General features: G+C 57.8%; 10 protein-coding genes. 6 read left to right on the top strand and 4 right to left on the bottom strand.

Going from position 1 to position 14,455, the window contains the following annotated elements:
• The 5 genes from FB562_RS08535 to wecB are packed head-to-tail and all read left to right on the top strand — an operon-like array spanning position 1 to position 6,524.
• The gene (locus tag FB562_RS08535) at positions 1–1,998 is read left to right on the top strand and encodes an NAD-dependent epimerase/dehydratase family protein (RefSeq protein WP_141880711.1); all 1,998 of its coding nucleotides are present in this window, start codon (positions 1–3) and stop codon (positions 1,996–1,998) included.
• Positions 1,995–3,248 carry a glycosyltransferase family 4 protein gene (locus FB562_RS08530; RefSeq protein WP_141880710.1) on the top strand — a complete coding sequence of 418 codons (1,254 nt, stop codon included), beginning with the start codon at positions 1,995–1,997 and terminating at the stop codon, positions 3,246–3,248. The genes FB562_RS08535 and FB562_RS08530 overlap by 4 nt, the downstream gene beginning before the upstream one ends.
• The gene (locus FB562_RS08525) at positions 3,235–4,290 is read left to right on the top strand and encodes a polysaccharide biosynthesis protein (RefSeq protein WP_141880709.1); all 1,056 of its coding nucleotides are present in this window, start codon (positions 3,235–3,237) and stop codon (positions 4,288–4,290) included. Before FB562_RS08530 ends, FB562_RS08525 begins: the two co-directional genes overlap by 14 nt.
• A gap of 3 nt (positions 4,291–4,293) precedes the next feature.
• On the top strand, positions 4,294–5,388 hold the full coding sequence (locus FB562_RS08520; RefSeq protein ID WP_141880708.1) for a polysaccharide biosynthesis C-terminal domain-containing protein: 1,095 nt from the start codon (positions 4,294–4,296) through the stop codon (positions 5,386–5,388).
• A gap of 2 nt (positions 5,389–5,390) precedes the next feature.
• Positions 5,391–6,524, top strand: a complete 1,134-nt coding sequence (gene wecB / locus FB562_RS08515; RefSeq protein WP_141880707.1) for a non-hydrolyzing UDP-N-acetylglucosamine 2-epimerase — start codon at positions 5,391–5,393, stop codon at positions 6,522–6,524.
• Positions 6,525–6,599: 75 nt separating this feature from the next.
• Here wecB and FB562_RS08510 read toward each other — a convergent pair whose 3' ends face one another.
• Entirely contained in the window at positions 6,600–7,763 is a 1,164-nt protein-coding gene (locus tag FB562_RS08510; RefSeq protein ID WP_141880706.1) for a lipopolysaccharide biosynthesis protein, read from the bottom strand.
• 131 nt (positions 7,764–7,894) lie between these two features.
• Positions 7,895–10,531 (bottom strand): glycosyltransferase, encoded by a 2,637-nt coding sequence (locus FB562_RS08505; protein WP_141880705.1) that lies wholly within the window; start codon positions 10,529–10,531, stop codon positions 7,895–7,897.
• A gap of 314 nt (positions 10,532–10,845) precedes the next feature.
• Between FB562_RS08505 and FB562_RS08500 the strand changes: the two genes are divergently transcribed.
• The gene (locus tag FB562_RS08500) at positions 10,846–12,030 is read left to right on the top strand and encodes a glycosyltransferase family 4 protein (protein ID WP_141880704.1); all 1,185 of its coding nucleotides are present in this window, start codon (positions 10,846–10,848) and stop codon (positions 12,028–12,030) included.
• Positions 12,031–12,038: 8 nt separating this feature from the next.
• Here the strand turns inward: FB562_RS08500 and FB562_RS08495 are convergent, their stop codons facing one another.
• Both FB562_RS08495 and FB562_RS08490 read right to left on the bottom strand, forming a co-directional pair.
• Positions 12,039–12,902, bottom strand: coding sequence for an NAD-dependent epimerase/dehydratase family protein (locus tag FB562_RS08495; protein WP_185740492.1), 864 nt, complete (start codon positions 12,900–12,902; stop codon positions 12,039–12,041).
• Between the two features lie 244 nt (positions 12,903–13,146).
• Complete coding sequence (locus FB562_RS08490; RefSeq protein ID WP_141880702.1) at positions 13,147–14,445, bottom strand: nucleotide sugar dehydrogenase; 1,299 nt, start codon at positions 14,443–14,445, stop codon at positions 13,147–13,149.
• Positions 14,446–14,455: the final 10 nt, after the last annotated feature.

The following is a 14,455-nucleotide window of genomic DNA, read 5'->3' as shown; positions in this document are numbered from 1 at the left end:
GTGATCATCGGCGTCGGCGCGGGTGTCTGCCTCGTAGTGAGTCTCCTGCTGCCTCCACTTTTGAGGCCGTTGCTGCGTCGTGTGGGTGTGATGGACGTGCCGAATGGGCGCTCGTCGCACACGACCCCGACGCTTCGGGGGGCAGGATTGGCCGCGCTGCTGGCACTCGCAGTGACCTTCGGCGTTGTGCTGCTGCTCGTTGACCCGAGGGTCGAGTCCGGGGCGATTCTGCTGGTGCTGCTCGTATCGTTGGCGGCAGGCGTTCTGGGCTTGTGCGAGGACGTGTGGGGCGTGCCAGTAGCGATTCGCGCGGCCATCCAGCTCGCGCTGGGGTTGGGCGGCGCGCTGGCGGCGGCCAGCCTGTTCGGCTTGGACTGGTGGTGGGTTGCCCTCTTTGCTGTGGGAATCGCGGGCTATATCAATGTCGCCAATTTCATGGACGGCATCAACGGTATTTCGGGTTTGCACGGCGGGGTCGTGGGCGGGGCTCTAGCCGTGGCAGGCGCATTCACCGGAGAGGTCTGGCTGGCCGTGGCGGGCGTTGTTATCGCAGCCGCATTCGTGGGCTTTTTGCCGTGGAACTTTGTGCGTTCGGGCATGTTCTTGGGCGACGTGGGCAGCTACCTGCTGGGCGCGAGCATCGCCATCACGATGACCGTCGCGTTCGCGCGAGGCGTGCCCTTGCTTGCGCTTGTCGCCCCGATCTCGATCTACCTAGTCGACGCGGGAGTCACGCTGCTCCGCCGGGTTCTGCGGGGTGAGAAGTGGTACGAGGCTCACCGAAGCCACGTGTATCAACAGCTGACCGGTGGGGGGCGGCCGCATGCCCCCGTTGCGATCGTGGTTGCCGTATTCTCCGCTCTGGCTGCCGCCGCCGGGCTTCTCTCGCTGGCCGGGCCCCAGGGTGGGCTTATCGGTGGCGCGCTCGTCATCGTTGTGGCCTTGGTTTATTTGGGGCTTCCGCGACTTGTTGGCACTGAGGCGGCGGAAGTCGTGGCTTTGCCTGAGTCGGAACTTCCGCGGAATGCGGTCATGGATGGTCCGCTTCGCTGGGCGGTGGTCGGTGCTTCGGGGTTCATCGGGTCTGCTGTTGTCCGCGCGCTCGAAGCAGAGGGGGCGGATGTTGTCGAGGTCAAAGCCCCCAGGCTCCGTGTTGAGGGAGGCGCGTCCGTGCCAGAACTGCTTGCCCTCGCCGAGAAGTCTGAATTGGCGACCAAGGAGCTTGCAGACCAGCTGAGGGGTGTCGATGTAGTGGTGAATGCTGCTGGGCTCGCCACCCCGGATGCTTCGGATGCAGCTCCGCTGTTTGGAGCTAATGCTCTTCTCCCCGTCGTGCTGTTGACCGCCGCGGGCCTGGCTGGTGCGATGCGCGTGATTCATTTGAGTTCTGCAGCCGTGCAGGGGCGGACTCCTCAGCTGGATGAGACGGCGACTTTTCGGCCGTTCTCCGCGTACTCACGTTCGAAAGCGCTCGGGGAGATGGCGCTCTTCGCGCGAGTAGAGGACGCTTCAGATGGTCGTAGCCCAGAGCTTGTGGTGTTGAGGGCGACCTCGGTGCAGGGCGTGGGGCGGGAGACGACGCGTCAGCTGCGGCGTCTTGCTCGGTCGCCATTGTCATCTGTTGCGGCCCCTGGCGATCGGCCGACCGTCGTTAGCTCTGTAGATGGACTCGTTAGCTTCATTCGATTCGTTGGAAGCCACATATCGTCGGTGCCGACTGTTGTGCTTCAGCCCTGGGAGGGGATGACGACGGCAGAGGTGCTTCATGCGGCGGGCGGCCGGGCCCCGCGCATGCTACCGAAGCCACTATGCCGTTTCTTCGTTTCATCAGGTTTTCTGCTCGCCACGATTGTCAGGCCGCTTCAGGGGGGCGTTCGTCGTGTGGAACTCATGTGGTTCGGCCAAGAACAGGATGCGGCGTGGGCTCGTCGTGTCGGGGCTGAGGGCGTCTCGTTCGTGGTGGAAGCATTTCAACACGGGCAGGACAAACTCGAATGAAACTCGGCGTCCTTTCCCAGTGGTTTGACCCGGAGACCGGGCCGGCAGCTCTCCCGGGAGTCTTCTCCCGAGAATTCATGGCGGCGGGCCATGAGGTGAGCGTGCTCACCGGCTTTCCCAACTACCCCAATGGTGAGATCTATCCGGGGTTTCGACAGCGGCTTCGCCACAGGTCAAACGTCGATGGCATCGATCTCACCAGAGTTCCTCTCTACGCAAGCCATAACTCTTCAGCGATTCGTCGTATCGCGAACTACACAAGTTTTGCTGCGTCCGCCACGTTGCTAAGCAGAGGCGCTCTTGCCGGCGTTGACGCCATGTGGGTTTATAACTCGCCGGTCACGATTGGACTTCCGCTTCGCTGGCACAGTCATGGCGGCGGGGTGCCCTACTTTCTCCACGTGCAGGATGTTTGGCCCGATTCTCTGATTGAGAGTGGGATGTTCCCTGGCGGTGCCGTGGGCAAGATCGCCGACAATGTGATTAGGCGGATGGTACGTGCCGCTGAACGGCGCGCTACGGTCGTCGGGGTCATTTCTCAGGGTGTCCGTGAGTTGATCCTCGAGCGAAATCCGAGATTGGATCCGGCCAAGATCGTCTACGTGCCGAATCCGACGGATGAAACCTTATTCGTACCCGCACCGGAGTTACGCCGGCAAGGCTTCTCGGAGCTTGACCAAGACCACTTCACCCTGATGTATATGGGTGCGATCGGCGATGTACAGGGCCTGGAGACATTGCTTGACGCCGCTCAGATATTGATGGGTTCGGCGCCACATGTTCGCTTCGAGCTTGTTGGCGACGGTATCGCGCGTGACCGGCTAGAAAGAGAAGCCGCAATTCGGCAACTCGACAATGTTGTTTTTCGAGGTCGAGTTGCAAAAGATGACGTGCCTGCAGTGATGGCGTCATCGGATGCTCAGTTGGTTTCATTAGCTGATTCGCCATTCTTACGTTTGACCACTCCAAGCAAGATTTCATCGATACTCGCCTCAGAAATCCCCGTTATTGGCGCGATAGCGGGTGATGGCGCGGCTACATTGCTGGCATCGGGGGCAGCGTTTGTGGTTGATCCGGGCGATGGGGAAGCGCTCGCTGACGCAGTGGAGCGCATGGCCCGGCTGAGCACTAGTGACCGCGAGCGGATGGGTAGGCGAGGCCGCGAGTTCTACGAAGAGAACTTCTCCGCTGCTGCCGCTGCTGAAAAGATTGTCAGTTCACTGAGAGGATCAATGCATGGAGACAAATAGCGCAAGCTATCACGGCAAGAGGGTCCTGATCACGGGCGGAACTGGCTCTTTCGGCCACACTGTGGCGGAGAAACTGCTCACCACAGGTGTCGAGCAGGTACGAATTCTCAGCCGAGACGAGGCCAAGCAAGATCTCATGAGGCATGAGATTGCTGATCCACGATTACGCTTCTACGTTGGTGACATTCGTGACTATCTCAGTGTGGAACGCGCTATTCGCGACGTCGACTATGTGTTTCATGCGGCCGCGCTCAAGCAGGTCCCTTCGTGCGAGTTCTTTCCGCTTGAGGCCGTCAAGACAAACGTACTTGGGAGCGAGAACGTTGTGCGCGCCGCAGACAATGCAGGGGTCGCATCACTCGTTTGTTTGAGTACTGACAAAGCGGTGTACCCGGTTAATGCCATGGGCATCTCGAAGGCGATGATGGAGAAGGTCGCGCAGTCTTACGGGCTGAACAACCCCAACGCTGCGACCACTGTCTCTTGCGTGCGGTACGGCAACGTCATGTACTCACGAGGGTCCGTCATCCCCCTCTTCATCCGCCAGCTCAAGGCCGGCAAGAACCTCACGGTGACGAATCCTGAGATGACGCGGTTCATGATGTCCCTTGCGAGTTCCGTCGATCTCGTCGAGTTCGCTTTTCAACATGCCGAGCAGGGGGACCTTTTTATCCGAAAGGCGCAGTCGTGCACGGTGGGCGACCTTGCCCAGGCCGTGATTAACCTCTTCCAGTCAAAGGCGAGTGTTGAAGTCATCGGCACGCGGCATGCGGAGAAGCTTTCTGAAGCGCTTGCCAGTCGCGAGGAGCTTGCGCGAGCTCAGGACATGGGCGACTATTTCAGGATTCAGGCGGACAAGCGAGACCTCAACTACAGCGCCTATTTCGATGAGGGCAACGTCGCCCAGGCGCAGTACAGCGACTACGACTCCCACACGGTTGATCGTCTGACCGTCACTGGAGTCGAGGACTTGCTTCTAACCCTTCCGGAGGTTCGGGCCGAGTTGGCCGCAGCTGGATTGCCGTTCGAGAGAACGAGCTAACCCTTGGGCCACGTCGCGCTCACGGGCGCCAATGGATTCCTCGGCTTCCACGCGCGCGCTGCACTGCTCGAGGCTGGCGTTGAGTGCCGCCCAGTTTCGGTAGGTAGCAACTTTGATAACAACAGCGCACAAAATGCGATAAATGGGAGCTCCCGGCTCTTGCACATCGCGGGGGTGAACAGAGGCACGGATGATGAGGTCCGTGAAGGAAACACGCGTTTCGCCACACAGGTCGCCGAGTCGCTACGCCGAGTCGCAGCGCCGCCGCCGGTGGTGGTCTTCGCCAATTCCACGCAGGTGGGCAACGGGAGTGTTTACGCAGATGCCAAGTTCGCGGCATCCGACATTCTTCGGGCTGCTGCAGAATCGCTCGGTTCAACCTTCTACGACGTGAAGCTGCCAAATCTTTTCGGGGAGCACGGCCGGCCGTTCTACAACGCCGTCACCTCGACCTTCAGTCATATGCTGGCGAGTGGTGAGACACCGACGGTGGAGAACGACAAGGAATTGACGCTTCTGCACGCACAGGATGCGGCGGACATCCTGCTGGGCGGTGTCGCTCCCGAGGCTCAGCTCGAGTTGGAGATGCGGGAGAGCGTTAGCGGGCTGCTTGCACGTCTGCGTAGATTCGCCGAGATCTACGCCAGGGGGGAGATCCCCGACGTAGCGCACAAGTTCGACCGTGATCTCTTCAACACTTACCGTTCCTACACTTTCCCGCAGCAGACGCCTGTGCGTCTCACACGCCATGCCGACGCACGGGGCTCGTTCTTCGAGGTCATCAGGTCGCATGGTGGGTGCGGGCAGTCGTCGTTCTCCACTACTGTGCCGGGAATAAGCCGGGGGGACCACTTCCACCGCCGTAAGATCGAACGCTTCACGGTTCTCTCTGGCTCGGCCACCATTTCGTTGCGCAAGCTGTTCACCAACGAGGTATTCGAGTTCGCCGTCACGGGCGACGAGCCCGCGGCAGTTGACATGCCCACGATGTGGTCGCACAAGATTACCAACACCGGCTCCGATGTGCTTTACACATCATTCTGGTCCAATGACATTTTCGACCCAGAGGCTCCCGACACGATTGCAGAGGCAGTTTAGGCATGAATGACCGTTTGAAAGTAGTGACCGTCGTCGGCACTCGCCCAGAGATCATCAGGCTCGCCGCGACCATCAAGAGGCTCGACAAGTACACCGATCACGTGCTGGTGCACACCGGTCAGAACTACGACTATGAACTGAACGAGGTCTTCTTTGAAGACCTCGGTCTACGCCGTCCCGACCATTTTCTCAACGCCGAAACCTCGTCGCTTGGCGCGGTTCTCGGTTCGGTGCTTGTCGGGGTGGAACGTGTGCTTCTCGAGGAACGGCCTGATGCTGTTGTGGTCCTTGGCGACACGAACAGCTGTATCTCTGCGGTGATGGCGAAGAGAATGAAGATTCCCGTCTATCACATGGAGGCAGGCAACCGCTCCTTCGACGAGAACGTGCCCGAAGAGACCAACCGGCGCCTCGTTGACCATGTGTCCGATTACAATCTCGTCTACACGGAGCATGCTCGCCGCAATCTGTTGGGGGAGGGCATTCACCCGTCTCGCATACTGTTGACCGGCTCGCCGATGCGCGAAGTTCTTGAGGCTAATGCCGCCGCGATCGCGTCGAGCACGATCCTTGCGGATCAGGGTCTCGATGAGCGAGGTTACTTTCTTGTCAGCCTGCACCGAGAGGAAAACGTCGACAACCCGAAGCGGCTTGCTTCTGCTCTCGAGTCGCTTGGACAACTCGCGGACAAGTATGGCCTTCCTGTTCTGGTGTCGACGCACCCTCGCACCCGTAAGCAGCTAGAGGGCCAGTCGGATGAGTTGAAGAGCCGGATGATCTTCCACCCGCCGTTCGGGTTCAACGACTATGTTCGCCTTCAGCAGGCGGCCAAACTCGTACTCTCCGACAGCGGAACGATAAGCGAAGAGTCTTCGCTTCTTGGATTTCCCGCAGTGTCACTCCGTGACGCGATTGAGCGCCCCGAGGCGATCGACACTGGGGTGACTATCACCTGCGGCGTCGAGGCGGAGAGTGTGTTGGGGGCTGCCGCGATCACTCTCCAGCAGTTCGAGGAGGATGGCCCGGCAGCCGTGCCCGCTGACTACCAGATCGCGGATGCGTCGCGTCGCGCCGTCAGCTTCATCCGCTCGACAGCCGCCACACATCATGTGCGCCGCGGGATTCGTCGGGGCTAGTTGTGAGTTTTATCGCCCCTTGACCTGGCAAGTTCGTATAGATGTCGGCGAGGCCCAAATGCTACGAACGTAAAGTCATAGTGTCGGCCGGTGTCTCTCGCGCCCACGCATCACCACGTAAATCAGCAAAGTCGTCATCAGGATATACATCGTGAAGGGACCTAGCCACAGCCACGAAGTGCCGAGAAGAGTGCCTGATACAGCCAGAGCAATGAGACCGCTCCCTACTGAAAAATACCCCACCCGTGCGACGGATCCCGGTCGTTTTTCAAAATAGAGGTAGGACTGAAGTACCTGACTCGGCACACTTACTGCAGCAGCTATCGTTATACCGATGAGCAGTGGGCGTGCTGCCGAATATTCCGGCCCAAGCAGCCAAATGGCGATCTCAGCTACTAGTGGCGATGCGATAGCGATGACCACACCGAAAGCGGCCACCCACATTGTGAGGCGCAGGAATGCCTTAAGGCGATGCCTAGCGTCTTGAATCGTACCCAGCTTGGGGGCGACAACAACGACTACTGAATTGACAAGGATCCCGAGGGGGCCAACGAGCCTATTTGCGGCGCTGTAAAGCCCGACACCAACCTCACCGACAACCAACCGAACAACCGGCACATCAAATTGTTGAAGTGCTTGAGAGAGCGAAGCGATCCAGTATCCGAGTGACCCACGTAAAGCGTCTGGGAGGTCTAAGCGGCCATCAAATCGACGTATCGGCTTGACCAGAACCAGTATCATCACCAGCAAAGCTGCAGCCGCGTACCAGACGATTACGTTGCCTTGAAAATACCACCCAATACAAACGGCAATGAAGGGCAATAACCGCTGGATTAAAATGACGTAGGTTGATGAAGCCTGTTCGAGGAAACCAGCGCGAGTCGCCTGCTCAACTTCGCAGACCTGATCAGTGGCCGCGATGAGTCCGACAGCGAGCGCGATCGGCCACGGTGCGCCGAGGCCCAATAAAATGCAGGCCACGACTAGCCATGAAAATGCAGATCCCACCAACCGGACTAGTGCCAGCGAACTTGCCATGACTACGGGCTCACGTTCACGCAAAATGCGAAGCGCTCGGGACGACGACCCCAATCCGAGAATGGTGCCAGAAATTGCGCCGGCCGCGATGCCGATTGCGTATAAGCCAAAAACAGCGGGGCCTTGCTGGCGAGCAATAAGAACCATACACACTGCCTGCATCGCGACTGCCACACCGCGTACCCCGACGCGGCCGATCACTTGCCTAATCATGCGGTGTGCTCACGAACTTCAATATCGTTCACTTGGGCGGTATCGCTCGAGACCGAACGCACCTTCGATCACATGCAGGTAAACCTGACAGGTGCCTCCCTCTCTCGGCTTCGCATAAATCATCGCAATTCCCTCTCGCCCGCTACTGTTTTGTCGATATCACGAACCAACTCTCTGATCACAACCGGAGTCGTAAGGGTTTGCGTGCGAGTAATACGCGTCTCGCGTTCTCGATCGTTTGGGGCATGATCTGCTTCCTCGGCCATCGCTGCACTGAGCGCCGACCAGTCGTCAGGTGCAAATGTCGTACCAAACTCGCCCCGGTTTGCCAAAAAACCGACGAGGTCATTGTCCGGGACCACTACGCGACACCCCATGACAAGCGACTGTTGGATGGTAATCGCCGGTTGCACCGGCCAGACACATACATCGATTCCGGATAACAATTCAGAAAGTTCGGCCGATTTCAGGAAGCCGAGCAGCACAACACGTTTTGAAAGGACAGGATCGTCTTCAACCCGCTTACGCAGGTCCTGGGAGTAGGTGTCGGTTCCTAAACCGGCGATGACTAGACGCGAAGCAGGACGCCGCTCAGCGATCTCCGCGAACCCTTCAATGACACGTTCGATCTGTTTCTCCCGCGATACCTTTCCGACAACACCGATGACCATGCCGGACAAGTCGTAACGATCCCGAACTCGAGTACGGGAGGTGCGGTTGTAACGGAATACCTCGGGATCAACGGGGAGCGGCAGGAGCCTCATTTCGCTTCCGGTAGAAAAGGGCTCGAGCCGAGTGAGTGTGTTAGGGGTGACTCCGTACAAGAGGTTAGATCTCTGCATCACCAACCAATACATAACCCCCTTAGTCAGCGAAAATGCCACCCACTTAAGAGGCCTAACGGCTGCCGGTACTCCTGCCCACTGCGCCCTGTTATCACCGAAAATTGAAACCCTGACGCCCAGACGGGAGAACAGCGCGGCGGGCATGGAGAATCCCTGACCAACTCCCATGATGAACACAGCCTGGGAGGTTTCGGCTCGCAACGTACGAATTAGTCCTCGCGGGAGAAGAAGAGAACCAAATTTAATGTAAGGCAGTCGAATGATTGCGAGCTCTTGGGTGCCTGACCTTCCAACCCGGTAGTACGAATCTTGGTCAAGTAACCGAAGCGTTTCGGTGTCGAAGATGGGCGCGACCCGGTTTCCCGTGACGACCGTTACATCGAAGTGCTTGCTAAGTTCGCGCGCTAGCGAAACTTCGTAGTAGCCAGAAAACTCATCGAAATATCCAGTGACTATCGTGATGCGCTTTCGGCTTCGCTCTGACCCTCCGGATGGACCAGGCTTCTTCCGATAGTCGTCGCCAGCTAAAAGCTCCGTCGGGCTAAGCCACATCAAAACGATGAGCGGGAGTATTCCGCCCGAAAGAATCGCGGTGAATGGGCTTCCGTTGCTCAGCGCCACCGCTGGCATTACCATCAGCGGGGCCGTGACCCACAACGGGAAACGTTGGGCTGCGAGGCCGACTCCGTACAGAATCGCGACAAGTACTGCAGCCTCGACAAGAATGCCTGCAAGCCCCATGTTTGCATAGCCATTGCCCAGGAAAGATGCGTTTGCAAAGACTCCATCATTTCCCGTAAGTCCGTGACCCACGAGCAACTCGGCAACCTCACCCGGGCTTTGATCAGGTACGAAGCCCTGGAGAACGGAATCACTCCAAAAGTTGAAGGGTCTTGACTCAAACGTCTTGTGATATTGCATGGGCAAGAACCCAGGCCAGAAGAAGAAGCGATCGATGACGATTTCGGTGAAGTACACGCGCCCTCGCGCCCAGTCGATCACACTGGTGGCGATAGTCATTAGAAGAACCACAAATGCGATTACCCGCTGATCTGCATTCCGTACTAATCGAAATATCAGGTACGCGGCGACAATGGCAAAGATGGAAAATAGTGACTGCTTGGCAAGCGTTGTCGCAAAAATAAGGTACTGACTCAATACGGCGATGGCAATGAGTGGGCGCCAACGCCGAGAGGCCAACCCGATCAATAGCAGAACTGGCCCGATGACCTTCGTCTGAATGGCAATCAGATACCCCATGTACTCGGGGGCATTGCGAATCATTTCCGAGTAACCGGCACGGTCATCGTAAATGTCCGTGACGCTGTTAGCCCACCAGCTCACCCCGACGTAATACTGCAACAGTGAGAAAGTGGCGACTGTGAATACAAGCAGGAGACCGACGATGGACCATTCGGGGGTGCGTATCTTTGGCAGGTTAAATCGCGGAATCACCCTGACGCCAAGAATAATCGCAGCGAAGCAGCAGAAAAAGAAGAAGACCAATCCGAACGAAGTGGTTCTGTCCTCGATGTCAATGATGTTCGGGATGATCAGGGCAGGAATTCCAAGGAGATACACCAGTATGGCTGTGAGAATCCGCGATCCACGTAGCGAGCCTGGGCCCAGAATTAATAGGAGTGCCCAAACAAGCGCGAACGAAAGACCGAGAAAGATGTAGTTGGGTTCCCGGTAGACGATGCCGCCGTAGGAAAATGTGGGTGCAATCTGAAATTTGAAGACAATCACGAAAGCCGTACAGATCGCCACTGCCGTCAAAGCGGTGCTTGCAAGCCACCGGCGGGATAACCCATCGGAGCGGCGCAGCGGCGCATGCCACCACGGCTCCGTTAGCGTCGGCGAGTCTTCCGAGTCGTCAGAGTTCTCCAGATGACTATCTGGGCCGCTCACTGAATCATTCCTAGTCCACCTCGGCCTTTGCGCCTAACGGCAAATTGTGTCGAGCTGCCTCATATGCATTCGCCATGGGCCTCCCCCAGCGCAATGACCGTGATCAGGCGCCCATCCAATCCCTGCTAGCTCATCATAAAGCAGGTACGTTGGTGGCCGATCCCCGTGAGAACCTACCCTCCTGCCTCCTCGGCAGGGGCTGCCGTCCGTGTCTATTTCGCCGCAGCGAGCAGACTCGTGGTTGCCGGAATAGTCCCAACATGCGGGGCGAGAGACTGAGGTGCTTTCAATCATCGTCGTGAAAGACTCGTTACGTGAAGGTATTACTTTATGGGGACTTCAGGAGTCCCCACGCCCGTGGATGGCATCAAGGTTTGATAAGTGCGGGCATCGACGTCATCGCAGTGAGCAGCGAAACAGTCAGCGACTATGAAGCGTTGAATCCGGAAGACGTCGTGAGCAGGCTTCGGCAGCGGTTCGTGGATTCACGCGCAACCGTCAAAGGCAGTGCGGTGAAGGATGGAGGTCAAAGCGCGGTCACAAAGTTTAAGCGGACCCTCAGTTGGCTTGCGAGATCTCAAGTTTTCCATTCGATCGTCCACCTGTTGCGCTCTCGAGCACTACGTTCCAGGCTCGAACGGCTCTGTGAGCTGGAAAAGCCGGACATTGTGCATGCACTGCGAATACCCTACGAGGGAGTCACCGCACTCGACGTTCACAATGACATTCCGGTCGTTCTGTCGACTTGGGGTTCCGACTTTGTGCCCCAAGCATCGAGTGATCCACTTCTCGCCAGATGGATACGTAGGCGGCTCCACCGGGCATCGGGATATCAGTACGATGCCCACGAAGACCTCCTTCGGGCGGGGCAATATGGCCTCGACGCTCGCGTACCCGCTCTCTACGCGGCGGGAAATTTCGGAGTAGATCTGGAGCTTTTCTTCGTCGAGCAGCGGGGGCCGATGAGAACGGTTGTTTATCCGCGCCGGGCCACGCCAAACAGCAATTTTCGGGGCTTTGTCGCGGCAGCTATTTCTCTGCAATCGCTCCCAAACACTCGATTCATAGGGGTTGGACTGGCTTCGATTCAAGCCGATATGGAGAGTGAGTTCGGTCGCGATGCTGTAGCCCGGCTCACGCTCACAGGCAACTTGAGCCGCAAGGAGATGGCGGAGCTCATGAGGAGCGCGGACGTCGTCGTATCCCCAACCTTTTGGGACGGCACCCCACTCACCGTGCTTGAGGCTTTGGCCTCCGGCGCCCGAGTGGTCGCCGGTGACCTTGCAGAGCTGCGGGAACTCCAGTCGCAAGGGCTGGCAATAGACCTCATCAATGCCGGGGATACGACAGCGATTGCGTCTGGGATCAGGCGTGCTTTAGAAGCTGTGTCTGTCACGGCCGAGCAAACTGTCCTGCCGGCTCCTTTCAATAGAGCAGCAAACGTGTCTCGTGTCACTGATTTCTACACGAGAGTCCTTCTGGCATCGAAGAGCGCGTGACCCGGTGCCTATCGCAGAGCCTGCGCAAGTGACACTGCCGTTGGAGCGAGAGGAGACAGGCCGAGTATCCGCTTCGCGGCGTCGATATTTGCGCAGCTGTAGCTGTATTCGCCGTCTTCAACCGTGAAATGAAGGGGTCGATTTGCGCCGAGCAACTGTGTCAAATCCCGGTTGGATAAGGCAACTCCGCTTCCAACGTTCAGGGTGGTAGTCGGGTCGGTGACCGTCACGGTAGTCGCTGCCAGAATCGCATCCGTGGCCGAGGAGACATGTGTATAGTCCCGCGAAAAATTGTCCATCCCTTTTAGTACGACCGGAACCGACTGTGAGTCCCATAGACGCGAAACTAAGGACTGGTCGAACCCCCAACCGTAGATATTGAAGATCCGCAGCACGATCGCGCTCAGTTGGGGTGCGTTAGCCGTGATTTCGGAAATCGCTTGCTCGGCCTGATACTTCGACTCCGCATACCAAGAGTTGAGGCTGATAGCGGCATGCTCGCTCGCAGGCACAGAGTACTTGTCTCCGTAGACGGCACCAGTTGATGCGAATATTAGGCGGCCTACACCGAGTGCAGATGTGGCCTCTGCAAGGTTTCGAACTGCGTCGGTATTGACGGCAAAAGTCCGGTCGCGATCGTCATTGCAAACTGGGCCTGCAAGGGAGGCTAAATGCACCACAACGTCGGGCCGCGTTGCCGCGATATGGTCATGCACTGCGGTCTCGTCGGTTACATCCAGAAACCCTGGCCCGCTTCGTGACGATCCTCGCGCATTTGCAACGAAATCCCACGTCGTCGTTGAATCGCGGCGCACTGATGCTTGAAGGTTTCGGCCCAGTCGACCAGAACCCCCCGTCACAAGGATTCTCATATTCTGGGGCTCACTCTTTGCTCTCAACTTATTCTCATGGTAGCCATTCAATCCCCGGCGGTAGGGCATGGGAAGGTAACTGGTCTGGCGTTCAGCATACTTTTGGTCCAGTTGTCTGTTGCGATTGACCCGTCGAAAAGGATGCACTTCGAAGCGCCTGAAAATTATCGCTGAGGCGGGTGACCCGTAAGGCGAGGACAGGCAGCGATCAAAGCCCTTCGGCCGGAGGGGTCTGCATCTGCGACTAACTCCGTTGGCCCTGGCCAATTGCAATGTAGGTCGCTGATGGCCACGAATCCGATTGGAGAACTCGTCGACCGTCTAGAATCACCTTGACCCCGGGTAGCTCAGCTTCTCCCCAACCGAGATATTCAGTATGGTCAGCCTGCACAATGACGGCGTCTGACTTGGCACCTTCGGCAAACGGGATAAAGCCCAATGCTATGAGCTCTTCGGCGGTATACATCGGGTCATGAACCTGGACAGTCGCGCCGGCAGTGATAAGCGCCGATACGGTATCGAATACGCCAGAGAACGCTGTTTCTTTTACGCCACCTCGGTACGCAGCTCCCAGTACCGTCACGCGTGCGCCGGTGAGAGCGCCATAAGCGCCCTCCAGCAGCTGAACAGCATAGTTGGGCATGTCTGCGTTGCGAGCCCTCGCAGCACGCACAATCGTCGCCTCTGGGTCGTTCCAGAGGTAGAGGCGCGGGTAGACCGGGATGCAGTGGCCGCCAACGGCGATTCCCGGCCGATGAATATGACTGAATGGCTGAGAGTTGCAGGCCTCGATGACTTGGTAGACATCGATTCCTGCCTTATCGGAGAAACGTGCGAATTCATTGGCGAGTCCAATATTCACGTCACGATAGGTTGTCTCGGCAAGCTTTGCCAATTCGGCAGCCTCAGCCGTTCCGAGATCCCAAACTCCGTTTTCCCGCGCGAGGTCAGGTCGCTCATCAAAATCAAGCACCTGCTCGTAAAAGTCCCGCGCCAGTGCGGCACCTGTTTTGGAAAGCCCGCCGATGAGTTTGGGGTACTTGCGGAGATCCTCAAAGACGCGCCCGGTGAGTACGCGTTCAGGTGAGAAGACTAGATGGAAATCGACGCCTTCGAAGAGACCACTACCAGCCTCAAGTTGTGGCTTCCACCGATCGCGGGTCGTGCCAACGGGAAGTGTCGTCTCGTACGAAACAAGAGTCCCGGGTGTCAGGTGGGCGGCCAAAGAATCCGTAGCCGCGTCCATCCATGCGAAATCAGGCTTCGCATCTTGATCGACAAAGAGCGGTACGACAAGCACCACGACATCTGCTTCTGGGATGGCGTCCGCATAGTTCGTTGTTGCGCGAAGGGCGCCCGACGGTACAAGCTCAGCCAGTTTCTCTGCAAGGTGGGCTTCTCCCGGGAACGGCTCGATTCCACGGTTAATTAGATCAACTACCGCCTCATTAACGTCAACGCCGATGACCTCATGCCCCTTGCTTGCGAACTGAACGGCGAGCGGGAGGCCGATCTTGCCGAGAGCGATGACTGCGATCTTCACAAAAGAACCT

Origin of the sequence: Homoserinimonas aerilata (assembly GCF_006716125.1) — a bacterium.
GTDB lineage: Bacteria > Actinomycetota > Actinomycetes > Actinomycetales > Microbacteriaceae > Homoserinimonas > Homoserinimonas aerilata.
The sequence above is the reverse complement of the archived record's forward strand: the minus strand, read 5'-3'. Positions and strand labels throughout refer to the sequence as shown.